The sequence below is a fragment of the Burkholderia sp. HAN2018 genome (assembly GCF_024704855.1).
Classification (GTDB): Bacteria; Pseudomonadota; Gammaproteobacteria; order Burkholderiales; family Burkholderiaceae; genus Burkholderia; species Burkholderia cepacia.
Genome location: NZ_QOBB01000104.1, coordinates 1 through 12,939 on the forward strand (window position 1 = coordinate 1; position 12,939 = coordinate 12,939).

Consider the following 12,939-nt stretch of genomic DNA (forward strand, 5'->3'; position numbering starts at 1 on the left):
ACCGCATGCGGCCCGGCCGGGCAGGGCCGCGCGCGGGTGACGCAGACCGGCTGGCTGCGCCGCACGGGCATCGACGCGGTGGCCGAGCCGGGATGCGACCCCGGATTCGTCGACACGGTGGCCGCGCTGGTCGCCGAGCCGTCGCTGGCCGACGCGCTGCGGCCGCTGCACCTGACCGACTGCGCGATCGACGCGCGCGACGGCCGCTGGACGCTCGCGATCGTGCCGTTCGGCGGCAGCGAGGTCGTGAACCGGATGCCGTCGTTCCGCCGCTACGTTCGCCTGACGGGCGAGCAGGCCGCCGCGCTGTCGGCGGCCTGTCTTGCGTTCGAAACCGCACTACGCAGGATTTTGCACGGGTAAGCTGTGGCGTTGCGCGCCGGGGGGAACCCGGCGGCCGCGTTTAGGGGTTTTACCGGAGATGCCGATGCTGTTCCAGTCACGCTCACACGAAGACGTGCACGATCACGGGCTCGCGATCGCGGGCTGGCATCAGGTCTACCGCCAGATGACGCCGGGCCGCTTCAAGGGCACCGTCACGCAGGTGCTGTACGACGATTTCCACTTCTTCCGCGAGACGACCAACCGGCGCGTCGCGCAAACCGGGCTCGCGCCGGCCGGGCGCACGTCGCTCGCGGTGCCGCTGTCGGTGCCGCTCGCGGGCACGTTCCAGGGCCAGCCCGTCGACGGCTATGCGCTGCTCGCGCTGCGCGCCGGCGAGGATTTCGAATTCCACACGCCGGAAGGGATGGGGCTCGTCGGGATCAGCGCGGCGTCCGACATGGTCGACGAGTTGTGCGAAGCCGAATTCGGTGCATCCGGCGCGCGCAAGCTGCGCCACGTGACGCGGCTGTCCGACGAGCAGGGCGTCGCGCTCGGCGTGCGGCTGTCGTCGTTGATCGACGATGCGCAGCGCAACCCCGGCCACCTCGAATACGCGGCCACCCGCAAGATGTTTCGCGACGCGATGCTCGGCATGTTCCTCGACGCGCTCGAACAGGGCATCGGCGTCGAGCGCCGCGACATCACGCACGCCACCTACAGCGACATCGTGAGCCGTTGCGAGAAGCATCTGCGCGACCGCCCCGAGGAACCCGTCACCGTGCTCGAACTGTGCCGCGCGCTGCGTTGCAGCCGCCGCACGCTGCAGACGAGCTTTCAACGCGTGGCCGACGTCACGCCGGTCGGCTATCTGCGCACGATCCGGCTGAACGCGGTGCGCCGCATGCTGCGCACGACATCCGTGCAGCAGCTCGGCGTCGGCGAGGCCGCCGCGAGCTGGGGGTTCACGCACCTCGGTTATTTCGCGCGCGAGTATCGCGACCTGTTCGGCGAGCTGCCTTCCCAGACGACGCGTCCCGAATGACGCACGCGCACCGCGACGGCGCCGCCGGGCAACGTCGCGGGCCATGCGCGCCACGGTTTGCCGATTTGCGATAGAGGTCCTGAATTTTCGCTGGATAGAGTCCTGTCACCCATATCGACAACCCCATCGATCTGCACTGCGTATCGATGACAACAGAGGGGCGGGACATGAGAATCGGAAGACGACTGGCCGCGGCCGCGGCCACGCTCGGGTGCATGCACGCACACGCGCAGACCTCCGGCAGCGTGACGCTGTACGGCACCGTGGACACCGGCATCATCTACTCGACGAACCAGCAGTTCACGCGCGCCGACGGCAGCACGGGCGGCGGCCATGCGTGGCAGATGGGCGGCGGCAACCTCGTACCGTCGCGCTTCGGTTTCCAGGGGGCCGAGCCGCTCGGCGGCGGGCTCGACGCGGTGTTCACGCTCGAGCAGCAGTTCCTGTCCGCGAACGGGCAGGCGCTGCAGGGCGGCACCGCGTTCAGCCGGCAGGCGTGGGTCGGGCTGCGCCAGGACGGGATCGGCACGCTCGGCCTCGGCCGCCAATACGACTCGTACACGGACATGCTCGGCGCGTATGTGTCGAGCAACAACTGGGCGACACCGTACGGCTCGCACCTCGGCGACGTCGACAACCTGAACGCCGCATTCAACTTCAACAACGCGGTGAAGTTCACCAGCGCCGATTTCAACGGCTTCACGTTCGGCGGCACGTTCAGCTTCGGCGGGCAGGCCGGCGATTTCTCCGCGAAGCGCGGCTATGCGGTGGCCGCGACGTACACGCGCGCGCCGGTGGCGTTCTCGGTCGGCTACCTCGACCTGCACCAGCCGCTCGACGCGGCGCTCGGCGGCGCGAGCGGTTATATCGGCGATTTCGCGTGCAGCAATCCGGGCGCGATGTACTGCCTGCTGCAGGATGCCGGCTCGATGCGCGCGTTCGGTGCGGGCGGGTCGGTCACGTTCGGCGCGGCGACGATCGCGCTCACCTATACGCATACACGCCTCGGCGACAGCCGCTACTTCTCGACCACCGCGCAGCCGCGCACGCAGGCGTTCACGTTCGACATCGGCGAGCTGAACGTCACGTACATGTTCACGCCGGCGCTGCAGGGCGGCATCGCGTACATCTTCAACGCGGCCCATACCGACGGGCGCGGCACGACGCGCTTTCATCAGGTGAATGTCGGCACGAACTACAGCCTGTCGAAGCGCACGGCGCTGTACGCGGTCGCGATCGGCCAGATCGCGAGCGGCACGGGGCTCGGCACCGACGCGAGCGGCAACGCGGTGAACTACGCGCAGATTCCGGTGCTCGCGAACAGCAACTCGAGCCGGCAACTGGCGGTGATGGCCGGGATCCGCGTGAATTTCTGACCGGGGCGGAGGCACGGAGCGGCAGGCGGGGCGGGGAAGCCGGGCACGGCGGCGGCCGTTCCCGCCGCGTGCCATAAATTCGTAACGATCGGCGTGAACAATGGCGTTCGCTTCAGGCGGCCAGAAGCGTCGCCCGCGTTGCACACGTGTGCAATGCCTGGCCGTCCCGCCACCACGCCGAACGAGAGAGACCTCATGACCTTGCTGAGCCGCCTGCGCGCGCTGTCCGCCGCCGTTGCGCTGTCCCTTGCCGCCTCGCACGCCTTCGCGGCGGATCTCGTCATCGCGGGCCGCGACGACATCTACGGCAAGGGGCTGGCCGACGCCGTCGCCGGCTTCAACAAGCTGCACCCGGGCACCGAGATCGAATTGCTCAAGCTGCCGAACGCGAACCTGTACCAGAAGCTCAAGCTGTCGATGCGCGAAGGCACCGGCGCGTACGACCTCGTGATGATGGACGACACGTGGGCGCCCGAATTCATCGGCAACGGCTGGCTGAAGCCGCTGCCGGCATCGCTCGCCGACGCCGACCTCGTGCCGTCCGCCGTCGCGCTCGGCCGCAACGCGGCCGGTGCGCTGTATGCGCTGCCGATCGTCGGCAACGTCGAGATGTTCGCGTACCGCAAGGACCTGCTCGCGAAATACAAGCTGCAGCCGCCGCGCAACTGGGACGACGTGCTGAAGATCGCGCAGACCGTCGGCGGCGCGGACAAGAGCGTGTCGGGTGTCGTGTTCCGCGGGACCAAGGGCAATCCCGTCGTCACAGGCTTCCTGCCGATCCTGTGGGCCTACGGCGGCGACGTGTTCGACCGTGCCGGCAACGTGACGATCGATTCGCGCGAGGCGCAGGCCGCGCTGAAGACCTTTCTCGCGCTGAAGGCATCCGCGCCGAAGGACGTCGATGTCTACGGCGCAGCGGAAGTGCGCGACGCGCTGCAGCGCGGCACGGTCGCGCAGTCGATCGAGGTGTGGCCGGCGTGGGTGCCGGCGCTCGACGATCCGAAGCAGTCGCGCGTGGTCGGGCAGATCGCGCTGCAGCCGCCGCCCGGGCAGACTGCCGGCCCGGCGCCGATGCTCGGCATCTGGCAGATGGGCATTCCGAAGGACGCGCCGCACGCGAAGCTCGCGCAGGACTTCCTCGCGTATCTGACCAACCGCGATACGCAGACGCGCCTCGCCGGCATCGGCATTCCGCCGACCCGCCGCAGCGTGTTCAACGATCCGGCGCTGGTGCGCCAGTATCGCTGGTATCCGGATCAGCTGAAGGCGCTCGAGGCCGGCCGTGCGCGGCCGCGCGTGAAGGACTGGCAGCAGGTCGAGAGCATTCTCGGCGACCAGCTTCAGCTCGCGCTGACGGGGCAGGCCGCGCCCGACGCCGCGCTGCGCCAGGCGCAGCAGAAGATCGCGCAGGCGACGGCCGCGGCCGGCAAGTGACGGCGCACCTCGCGATGTCGTCCAGAACCCGCGCATGAAAGCCTTTGGCCGCAGCCTGCCGTTCGTCGCACTGCTCGGGCCCGCGCTGCTGGTGCTCGCCGCGCTCGCGCTGTATCCGGTCGTGCAGGTGCTGATCGATTCGTTCTGCCACGTCGACTACTCGGCCGGCCGCCGCGCATTCGCGGGGCTCGCGAACTATCGCGCGGTGCTCGGCGACGACGCGTTCACGGCCGGCTTCGGCAACACGCTGCGCTTCACGATCGTCGCGTCGCTCGCCGAAGTCGCGCTGGGTTTCGGCCTTGCGCTGCTATTCGTGCGCGCGTTTCCGGGGCGGCGCATCGCGCTGCCGCTCGCGATCCTGCCGATGATGCTGTCCACGCTCGTGTGCTCGGCGATCTGGCGCAACTGGCTCAACTTCGACGGCTTCCTGAACGCGCTCCTCGCGGCGTTCGGCGTCGAAGGCGTGCGCTGGCTGTCCGATCCGCATCTCGCGTTGTGGTCGCTCGCGCTCGTCGACGTGTGGCAGTGGACGCCGATGGCCTTCCTGATCGTGCTGGCCGGGTTGCAGTCGATCCCGCAGGAACTGTACGAAGCCGCGCGCACCGACGGCGCGAGCGAGTGGCAGTGCCTGCGCGACATCACGCTGCCGCTCGCGGCGCCGCAGATCGGCCTCGCGCTGCTGCTGCGCTCGATCGACACGTTCAAGCTGTTCGACAAGGTCTATGCGCTGACGGGCGGCGGCCCCGGCAACGCGACGCAGACGCTGTCGACCTACATCTACGACACGGGCTTCCGCTTCTTCAACGTCGGGCCGGCGAGTGCCGCGTCGGTGCTGATGCTCGCGGCGTCCGCGCTGCTGGTCTCGGGGTACGTATGGCAGACGGTTCGCAAGCGGCGCGCATGACGGCGCAATCCGCAGGCATTTCGCGCGCGCGAACGGGCGCCGCATTCGGCCGCGCGCTGCCGTGGGCGCTGCGCATCGCCGCGCTCGCGCTGTTGCTGCTGCCGTGCCTGTGGATGGCCGGCGCGGCCTTCATGCCGACGCTCGAACGTCTCGATCATCCGCTGCGGATCTGGCCGGCCGCGCCGACCTTCGCGCATTTCGCATCGGTATGGTCCAACGGCATCGGCGCGCCGCTCTTCAATTCATTGCTGGTCGGCTTCGGCACGACGCTGCTCGCGCTGGCGCTCGCGTTTCCGGCCGCATACGCGCTCGTGCGGCTGCGCTTTCCGGCGCGGCTCGACCTGCTGTTCCTGATGCTCGTGCTTGCGTTGAAGCTGATGCCGCCGATCACGATCGCGGTGCCGCTGTTCGCGCTCGCGAAACGGCTGCACCTGCTCGATTCGACGCCCGGCCTGATGCTCGCATATCAGATCTATGCGCTGCCGATGGCGATCTGGATGCTGCTCGCGTTCGTGCGCGACGTGCCGATCGAATACGAGGAAGCGGCCTGCATCGACGGCGCGGGGCTGGCTCGACGGCTCGTGCAGATCGTGCTGCCGCTGTGCGCGCCGGGCCTGATCGCGACCGCGATCTTCGTGTTCATCGCCGCTTGGAACGAATTCCTGATCGCGCTGCTGTTCGTGTCGACGCCGAGCCGCTTCACGCTGCCGCTCGCGATTGCCGGCTACGTGACGGAGAACGGGATCGACTGGGGCGACCTGATGAGCGCGGGGCTGATGGCGTCGCTGCCCACGCTGGCCGTGGCCGGCTATGTGCAGCGTTACCTGTTGCGCGGATTCGCGGGCGGGTTGAAGTGACGCCGATGCAGGGCGGCGGTGCGCCGCGCGGCAGGCGCCGCTGCGCGCTCGCGCCTGTCATGCATCACGTTGGCACGCGCGTGCGCATCGCACGTCGCTACGCCGGACGGCCGACGCAGCTGTGACGAACGACGCAGGTCACCGGCACGACCCGCGTGCGCGATGCGCCGGCGAACGCCTGCATCCGCTCGGCGAGCATGTCGACGGCCGCGTTCGCGAGGCCTTGCGTATCCTGACGGAGCGTCGTCAGCGCATAGCCGTCGAATGCGGCGGCAGGAATGTCGTCGAAGCCGATGACGCGCAAGTCGTCCGGCACGCGCAGCCCGAACTGCTGGCGCGCGGTGTCGATCAAGCCCAATGCGAGCAGGTCGGACGAGCAGAACACGCCGTCCGGAACGGTGTCGCCGGACAGCAGATGCCGTGCCGCTTCGACACCGCATGCGTATGTGTCGGACGGCGTGTCCTGAATCCGTACGCTTGCAGCGCCATCGGTATCGCCGTGACGACGCAGCGCTTCGACGAACGCAGCGGCACGCGCGTCCGCACTGTAGCTCGCGTTGCGCGGCCCGACGAACGCGACCCGGCGCGCGCCCGCCTGCGCGAGCATTCGCGCGGCATGCGCGGCGCCCGCCGCGTTGTCGCTCACGACGATATCCGCGCCCGGCAGATTCGCGTCGCGGTTGATCATCACGACCGGGATCCGGTGTTCGAGATACTGCTGCGCCACCGACAGCGGCGGCGACGCGGACGTCATCACGAGGCCCGCGATCCGGTAGCTGAGCAACTGTTCGAGCGATTGCCGGACCTGGCGCGGGTCTTCCGCATTGGTCACGAGCGGCGTGAGCGCGCGCTGCCCGAGCGCGGCCATCAGGTCCGACAGCAGCCGCGCGCGAAACGGATTCTCGAACCCGGCCGTCACGACGCCGATCATGCTGCTGCGCTGCGTGATCATGTCGCGCGCGATCAGGTTGACCTGGTAGCCGAGCGCGCGCGCGGCGGCCATCACGCGCTCACGGGTTTGCGGTGCGATGCTCGCCGTCGGCGAGAATGCACGCGACACCGCGGAGCGCGATACGCCGGCGCGCGCCGCGACATCCGACGCCGTCACCCACGGTTTTCTTTCCTTGTCATTCATCGATTCATGATTCCTTCGAGCCACGATACGTGCACGCCGCCTGCCGACTGGATGTCGGCGCTCGACGACGCGCGGCCGCTGCATACGCTGACCCTACCGGGCAGCCATGACACCTGTGCGTATACGGTCGACGATGCGCTCGTGCGCACGCAACGTGCGCCGCTCGACGCGCAGCTCGCGCACGGCGTGCGGCTGCTCGACATCCGCTGCCGGCACGTGCGCGACGCGTTCGACATTCATCATGGCGGCATCGCGCTCGGCATGACGTTCGACGACGTGCTGGCCGATTGCATGCGTTTTCTCGACGAACATCCGCGCGAATGCATCGTGATGTCGGTGAAGGACGAATGGCCGGCGCACGCGTGCACACGCAGTTTCGATGCGACGTTCGATGCGCATCGCGCGCGGCATCCGCGGCTGCGCTGGCATGCCGGCGGCACGCTGCCCGCGCTCGGCGACGTGCGCGGCGCGATCGTGCTGCTGCGGCGCTTTCGAAGCAGCCGGCCGCTCGGCATCGACCTGACCGCGTGGCCCGACAACGCGACGTTCACGATCGATCATCCCGACGGCGCGTTCGTGATCCAGGACGAATATCGCGTGCCGGTGGCGGCATCGATCGGCTGGAAGTGGCGTGCGATCGACGCGCTGCTGACGGACCTGCCGTCGCCGGACAGTGGCCGCTGGGCGATCAACTTCTGCAGCGGGACCGGCATGGGCGCGAATCCGTCGGTGGTTGCCCACGGCGACGGCAGGGTGCAGGGCATTCATGCGCGGCTGGCCGCACGGCTGCGCGAGCAGCGCGGCCCGTGCGGCGCGATGCTGCTCGATTTCTGCGATGACGACGATTGGGCGCTGGTGCGCGCGCTGATCGCGTGCAATGACCATGCGCCGGTGCCGGGTGCGTGGCGCAAGGCGTTTCGCTGTTAGCGAAGATGGGCGGTGAAGAATGCGAGTGCCTTGGCATCGAGCATCGCGTGGAATGCCGCGCGGTCGAACCCCTTCGCATCGGTGCAGATTTCAGGCGAGTCGTGCGCCAGTTGTTCGGGGCACGGCGCGAGAAATGCGAAGTGCGCGGAATTCGGCACGACGTGGAATTCCGGCCGTTGCGGCAGCAGGCCGGCCAGCGCGGGGATCGTTTCCGGCTCCACGCCGTCGCCGCCCGCTTCGGACGCCCAGAGCTGGATCGGCGCGTGCACGTCCTTCAGCGTTTCGGCGGTCGGGAATTCGTCGAGCGGGTCGGCGAGCACGTAGGCCTTGATCCTCGGATCGTGCGTCAGCGGTTGGCGCGGCAGGTCGTGGTCGCGGATCTGTTTGCAGATCGGCCAGGTCGGGTCCGGGCAGGCCACGTGCGCATGCACGAAATCCGGATTCGCGCCGGCCAGCACGAGGCCCGTATAGCCGCCGCGCGAGAAGCCGAAGAAGCCGATCCGCGCGGGATCGACATGCGCGGCATCGGGCGCGTTGGCCAGCATGTAGTCGATCAGGCGCTTGATGTCCGCCGGCCGCTCGGCAAATTCCCGCAGGTCGGCCGCTTGGCTCATGTCGGCATGCGTGTCGCCGGGATGATTGATCGCCGCGACGACGAAGCCGGCGTCGGCGAGCGTTTCGGCGAGGTCGTGATGGCCGAAGTACGTGCCGGCGTGACCGTGCGAGATCACGACGAGCGGCAGCTTGTCGCCGACGGTCGGGCAGTCGCGTTGCCCTTTCAGCAGGAACGGGCCGATCGTGAGCGATTGCGCGGGTGTCGCGCAGGGCGTCCAGATGGCCGCGCGCAGCTCGGGGCCGGCCGCGTCGGCCGGGATGCTGACGAACTTGACGCCGGCCGCGTGCGCGAGCGTGGCGGACAGGCAGAGCAGGGCAGCCGATAGCCAGGCTTTCATGGTGCATCCCTCCGGGACACTGAGCAGACTGCCGTTGCGGATCGCCGGTCGGGCGCCGGCGTGCGATTGCACAGGTATGAAGATCAGTGTGCGTCACCGATCGTGATGCAGAAATGCAGCCGGTCGGTCGTTGCGTGGTATTCGTTGTGCCACGCCTGCGCGTCGGACGTCATCGTGCTGCGGCAGAACGCGGCAGCATCCGCCAGCGGCCAGTCCGCAAGGCACACGGTGCCCTGCGGTGCGCTGCCGTGTCCGACCCGCCCGTCGGCGGTCAGGACCCAGCCTTCCCATCCGTAGATCGGAATGCGATGACGCACGCAATAATCGATGCATTCGAGCGCGGCGTCGAGCGGAAGCACGATCTCGCGACCGGAAATCGATTGCGCGGCGAGAGCGGCAGGAATCTTCCCGAGTTGCGACATGACGGGCGGCAGGGGGCGGTGTGGCGCGGGACCGGCGGGCTACCGCGTCGCGATTGCCACTGCCGCACCGGCCATTGCGGTCGCGCTCGTGCGGTTCGCGATTCGTTTCGCGCGCGCCGAAGTGAGAAAAACCCGCGCGCGCGCCGCGAGCAGCGACCAGAAGCAGTCGGTGAGGATCAGCACCGCGAGCATCGTGCCGACGAGTTCGGCCCACGCGAGAACGCCGACGTGCGTCAGATCGACGATGGTCGGCAGCAGCGCGAGATAGAACAGCATGATCTTCGGATTGCCGAGCGTGACCAGCATGCCCGCGACGAACATGCGCCACGGCGACTGGCCGCGGGGCAGGTCGTCCGCGCCCGTCCCGGTCGGGGCGGTCCACATCTTCCAGGCAAGGAACAGCAGGTATGCGACGCCGAGCAGCTTCAGCACGATCAGGCCCGTCTCGAACGTGCGCGCGAACGCGGACAGCCCCGCGACCGCGAGCGTGAGCCACAGCGCTTCGCCGAGCCACATCGCCGCGAGGAACGGCAGCACGTCTCGCACGCCGTTCGTCAGCACGCGCGCGACAAGCGCGGCGACGCTCGGCCCGGGCGTGCCGGCGGTGACGAGCAGGGCGAAGGCGAAGACGGCGAGTGCGGACAACGTCATGACGGGCCTCGTGGGTGGGGCGTTCGAAACGTATGAAGTTTCGATTATAGTGACGGCCGTTCCAGACTGCCTGCCTGAATTGCCGCAATGACCGCATCGATCCTGATTCGCCCCGCCACGCGGGAAGACGCGGCCGCAATGGCCGCCGTGGAAGTCGCCGCCGCGCAGCGGTTTCGCGCCATCGGCATGACCCACATCGCCGAAGCCGAGCCGACCGATACGGCTGCCGTGCTCGCGCGCATCGATGGCGGCCGCGCGTATGTGGCGGTCGATATGCAAGGGGCGTGCGTCGGGTTCGCGTTCTACCGGCTGCTCGATGCACAGCGGTTGTATCTGGAGGAACTGGATGTCGCGCCGTCGCATGCCGGACAGCGGATCGGCGCGCGCCTGATCGAACAGGTGAGCGCGCGCGCCGCGCAGGAAGGCCTCGCGGAGGTCGTGCTGTCGACGTTTCGCGATGCGCCGTGGAATGCGCCGTATTACGCGCGCCTGGGTTTCAGCATCGTCGACGATGCCACGCTCGACGACACGCTGCGGGCGATCCGCGCGCACCACGTCGCGCTCGGGCTCGACGAGACGCAGCGCGTGTTCATGCGGATGCGCGTCCCGGGCTGACGCAGTCGCGGCGAGTTGCGGTGCGGGCAGCGCGACCGGGTGTCAGCGCAATGCCCGGCTTCCGGTCACCGGCAGCGACGCGAACGCGGCCTCCACGTGCGCCAGAAAATCGGACGCGGGCCGCGTCAGTTGCAGGCCGGGCGGCGTGAGCCGGTACAACTGAAGCGGTGGCGGCGACATCGGCAATGGCAGCGGCGTCAGCTTCTGGCCGAACACGGTTTCCGCGAGCGACAGCCGGGTCCACGAGAAAATCGCATCGTTGGTCATGAGCAGGCTGTAGAACAGCGCATACGACGTGCAGCGCGTGATACAGCGCGGCGGGGGCAGGCCCGCGTGTTCATGCAGGTCGCGGATATAGGTGGGGAAGTTGTCGCTGGCGTCGGCGTGGATCCATTCCGCGTCGCGCAGCGCCTCGAGCGATGTCGCGCCCGCGAAGCGCCCGTTTTCGCGGGTGACGAACGCGGTGTCGAACGTGCGGATCGCCCTGATGTCGACCGACTCGGCAATGGGGCCCGTGACGGCGACGAAGGCGAGATCGAGCGTGCGATTGCGCAACTGTTCCGTGAGCAGGTTGAACGTCAGTTCCCGAAGTTCGCATTCGACGTTCGGCCAGTGGCGGCGGAAGGCGGCGTAGGCTTCCGCAAAGCCCGTCACCGCGACGATCGGCGTGAAGCCGATCACGAGCCGCCCGTCACGCAGCCCCTTCATGTGCGCCATGTCCTCGCTCGCCCGTTCGAGCTCGCGCACGACGGCCTGGGCGCGCCCGAGCAGTGCGTCGCCTTCCGGCGTCGGCACCACGCCCCACGGTTTGCGCTCGAGAAGCGTCACGCCGAACTCGTTTTCCAGTTCCTGGATCGCCTTGCTGATGGCCGGCTGCGTGACGTGCAGGGCCCTGGCCGCCGCCTTGATGCTGCCGGCCGTCGTGACCGCGACGAGTGCGCGCAATTGATGGATTTTCATGATGCGGAAGATATTACCAAAAGTTATCCGCATCAAAATTCGTGAGTTTTTTGACCCGAAACGCGTCTTTATGCTTGGCCGGGACGGTCGCGAGGCGGCCGATTCCACGGAGCCATCCATGACGCAGAACCTTGCTCACGTACTCGCGGCGATTCGCGAGTCGGAGTCCCGATTCGTTGCGATCCGCCACGACATCCACGCCCATCCCGAACTCGGTTTCGCCGAGACCCGCACCGCGCAGCTCGTCGCCGAACAACTGGCCACATGGGGCTACGACGTGACGACGGGGGTGGGAGGCACCGGCGTCGTCGGCCAGTTGCGGCGCGGCGCGTCGGTGCGCACGCTCGGCCTGCGCGCCGACATGGATGCGCTGCCGATCGAGGAGGCGACGGGGCTGCCGTATGCGAGCACGGTTGCACGCACGATGCACGCATGCGGTCACGACGGCCACACGGCGATCTTGCTCGCCGCCGCCCACTATCTTGCCGAACAGGGCCGTTTCGACGGCACGCTCAACGTGATCTTCCAGCCGGCCGAGGAAGGGCTCGGTGGCGCAAAGCGGATGATCGACGACGGCCTGTTCGAACGTTTCCCGTGCGAACGCGTGTATGCGCTGCACAACGCGCCGGGCGTGCCGGTCGGCCATTTCGCGTTGCGCTACGGGCCGATGATGGCGTCGTCCGATTCGGTGACGATCACCGTGACGGGCAAAGGCGGGCATGGTGCGATGCCGCAGCTCGCGAGCGACCCGATCGTCGCGGGCGCGCAAATCGTGACCGCGCTGCAATCGATCGTTTCCCGCAACGTCGATCCGCTGAAGCCGGCCGTCGTGACCGTCGGCACGTTCCATGCGGGCACTGCCCCGAACGTGATCCCGGAAACGGCGACGTTGCAGTTGTCCGTGCGCGCGCTCGACGCGACGACGCGCGACGAAATCGAGGCGCGGATCCGCCGCATCGTCGACGCGCAGGCGCAGGCGTTCGGGATGACCGCGCAGATCGAATACCGGTCGATCTCGCGTGTCGTGGACAACGACCGTGCGGCGTCGGATCTCGCGGTGGAGACGATCGCGGCGCTGGCCGGCGAAGGCGCGCTCACGCTGTTGCCCGATGGCGTGATGGGCAGCGAGGATTTCTCGTGGATGACCGAATGCGCACCGTGTTGCTACGTGCTGGTCGGCAATGGCGTCGATTCCCGGGGCGGATGTTCGGTGCACAACCCGCATTACGACTTCAACGACAGCGCGCTGAGCTGGGGGGCAGCCTATTTCGCCGGGATTGCCGAACGCTTCCTGAAGATGGACTGACGAAGGCGCAAAGGAGACGCGCTGGCCGGATCT

14 protein-coding genes are annotated in these 12,939 nt (G+C 68.4%); 9 read left to right on the forward strand and 5 right to left on the reverse strand.

The features are described from left to right. The 6 genes from DPV74_RS23795 to DPV74_RS23820 form a co-directional block, all read left to right on the forward strand. The coding region (locus DPV74_RS23795; RefSeq protein ID WP_119338054.1) for a DUF3156 family protein at positions 1-363 on the forward strand (363 nt) is incomplete at its 5' end. Between the two features lie 64 nt (positions 364-427). Then, a complete protein-coding gene (locus tag DPV74_RS23800; RefSeq protein ID WP_021163645.1) occupies positions 428-1,366 on the forward strand; it encodes a helix-turn-helix domain-containing protein in 939 nt (312 codons plus the stop codon). A gap of 167 nt (positions 1,367-1,533) precedes the next feature. Further along, positions 1,534-2,742 carry a porin gene (locus tag DPV74_RS23805; RefSeq protein WP_119338055.1) on the forward strand — a complete coding sequence of 403 codons (1,209 nt, stop codon included), beginning with the start codon at positions 1,534-1,536 and terminating at the stop codon, positions 2,740-2,742. Between the two features lie 195 nt (positions 2,743-2,937). Then, positions 2,938-4,176 carry an ABC transporter substrate-binding protein gene (locus tag DPV74_RS23810; protein ID WP_119338056.1) on the forward strand — a complete coding sequence of 413 codons (1,239 nt, stop codon included), beginning with the start codon at positions 2,938-2,940 and terminating at the stop codon, positions 4,174-4,176. Between the two features lie 34 nt (positions 4,177-4,210). Then, the gene (locus tag DPV74_RS23815) at positions 4,211-5,080 is read left to right on the forward strand and encodes a carbohydrate ABC transporter permease (RefSeq protein WP_027789456.1); all 870 of its coding nucleotides are present in this window, start codon (positions 4,211-4,213) and stop codon (positions 5,078-5,080) included. After that, the gene (locus DPV74_RS23820; RefSeq protein ID WP_119338057.1) at positions 5,077-5,937 is read left to right on the forward strand and encodes a carbohydrate ABC transporter permease; all 861 of its coding nucleotides are present in this window, start codon (positions 5,077-5,079) and stop codon (positions 5,935-5,937) included. Before DPV74_RS23815 ends, DPV74_RS23820 begins: the two co-directional genes overlap by 4 nt. A gap of 97 nt (positions 5,938-6,034) precedes the next feature. Here DPV74_RS23820 and DPV74_RS23825 read toward each other — a convergent pair whose 3' ends face one another. Further along, positions 6,035-7,072 (reverse strand): LacI family DNA-binding transcriptional regulator, encoded by a 1,038-nt coding sequence (locus DPV74_RS23825; protein ID WP_119338058.1) that lies wholly within the window; start codon positions 7,070-7,072, stop codon positions 6,035-6,037. 6 nt (positions 7,073-7,078) lie between these two features. Here DPV74_RS23825 and DPV74_RS23830 point away from each other — a divergent pair, with 6 nt between their 5' ends. Beyond that, the gene (locus DPV74_RS23830; RefSeq protein ID WP_162923115.1) at positions 7,079-7,999 is read left to right on the forward strand and encodes a phosphatidylinositol-specific phospholipase C; all 921 of its coding nucleotides are present in this window, start codon (positions 7,079-7,081) and stop codon (positions 7,997-7,999) included. Here DPV74_RS23830 and DPV74_RS23835 read toward each other — a convergent pair. From DPV74_RS23835 to DPV74_RS23845, 3 genes are all read right to left on the reverse strand, one after another. After that, the gene (locus DPV74_RS23835) at positions 7,996-8,952 is read right to left on the reverse strand and encodes a serine aminopeptidase domain-containing protein (protein WP_119338059.1); all 957 of its coding nucleotides are present in this window, start codon (positions 8,950-8,952) and stop codon (positions 7,996-7,998) included. The genes DPV74_RS23830 and DPV74_RS23835 overlap by 4 nt on opposite strands. Positions 8,953-9,035: 83 nt before the next feature. After that, on the reverse strand, positions 9,036-9,374 hold the full coding sequence (locus tag DPV74_RS23840; protein ID WP_119338060.1) for a hypothetical protein: 339 nt from the start codon (positions 9,372-9,374) through the stop codon (positions 9,036-9,038). 39 nt (positions 9,375-9,413) lie between these two features. Further along, positions 9,414-10,025 (reverse strand): LysE family translocator, encoded by a 612-nt coding sequence (locus DPV74_RS23845; RefSeq protein ID WP_119338061.1) that lies wholly within the window; start codon positions 10,023-10,025, stop codon positions 9,414-9,416. An 87-nt stretch (positions 10,026-10,112) separates the two neighbouring features. Between DPV74_RS23845 and DPV74_RS23850 the strand changes: the two genes are divergently transcribed. Beyond that, positions 10,113-10,640, forward strand: a complete 528-nt coding sequence (locus DPV74_RS23850; RefSeq protein ID WP_060350034.1) for a GNAT family N-acetyltransferase — start codon at positions 10,113-10,115, stop codon at positions 10,638-10,640. A 42-nt stretch (positions 10,641-10,682) separates the two neighbouring features. On the opposite strand, the gene DPV74_RS23855 is transcribed toward DPV74_RS23850, so the two are convergent. Then, on the reverse strand, positions 10,683-11,600 hold the full coding sequence (locus DPV74_RS23855) for a LysR family transcriptional regulator (protein WP_027789447.1): 918 nt from the start codon (positions 11,598-11,600) through the stop codon (positions 10,683-10,685). 118 nt (positions 11,601-11,718) lie between these two features. Here DPV74_RS23855 and DPV74_RS23860 point away from each other — a divergent pair, with 118 nt between their 5' ends. After that, complete coding sequence (locus tag DPV74_RS23860; RefSeq protein WP_119338062.1) at positions 11,719-12,906, forward strand: M20 aminoacylase family protein; 1,188 nt, start codon at positions 11,719-11,721, stop codon at positions 12,904-12,906. The last annotated feature ends 33 nt before the right edge of the window (positions 12,907-12,939 follow it).

Coding starts and splice junctions, on each gene's coding strand:
- DPV74_RS23810 (WP_119338056.1), top strand. CDS start 2,938: ATGACCTTGCTGAGCCGCCTGCGCGCGCTGTCCGCCGCCGTTGCGCTG.
- DPV74_RS23830 (WP_162923115.1), top strand. CDS start 7,079: ATGATTCCTTCGAGCCACGATACGTGCACGCCGCCTGCCGACTGGATG.
- DPV74_RS23815 (WP_027789456.1), top strand. CDS start 4,211: ATGAAAGCCTTTGGCCGCAGCCTGCCGTTCGTCGCACTGCTCGGGCCC.
- DPV74_RS23825 (WP_119338058.1), bottom strand. CDS start 7,072: ATGAATGACAAGGAAAGAAAACCGTGGGTGACGGCGTCGGATGTCGCG.
- DPV74_RS23855 (WP_027789447.1), bottom strand. CDS start 11,600: ATGAAAATCCATCAATTGCGCGCACTCGTCGCGGTCACGACGGCCGGC.
- DPV74_RS23860 (WP_119338062.1), top strand. CDS start 11,719: ATGACGCAGAACCTTGCTCACGTACTCGCGGCGATTCGCGAGTCGGAG.
- DPV74_RS23800 (WP_021163645.1), top strand. CDS start 428: ATGCTGTTCCAGTCACGCTCACACGAAGACGTGCACGATCACGGGCTC.
- DPV74_RS23840 (WP_119338060.1), bottom strand. CDS start 9,374: ATGTCGCAACTCGGGAAGATTCCTGCCGCTCTCGCCGCGCAATCGATT.
- DPV74_RS23805 (WP_119338055.1), top strand. CDS start 1,534: ATGAGAATCGGAAGACGACTGGCCGCGGCCGCGGCCACGCTCGGGTGC.
- DPV74_RS23820 (WP_119338057.1), top strand. CDS start 5,077: ATGACGGCGCAATCCGCAGGCATTTCGCGCGCGCGAACGGGCGCCGCA.
- DPV74_RS23835 (WP_119338059.1), bottom strand. CDS start 8,952: ATGAAAGCCTGGCTATCGGCTGCCCTGCTCTGCCTGTCCGCCACGCTC.
- DPV74_RS23845 (WP_119338061.1), bottom strand. CDS start 10,025: ATGACGTTGTCCGCACTCGCCGTCTTCGCCTTCGCCCTGCTCGTCACC.
- DPV74_RS23850 (WP_060350034.1), top strand. CDS start 10,113: ATGACCGCATCGATCCTGATTCGCCCCGCCACGCGGGAAGACGCGGCC.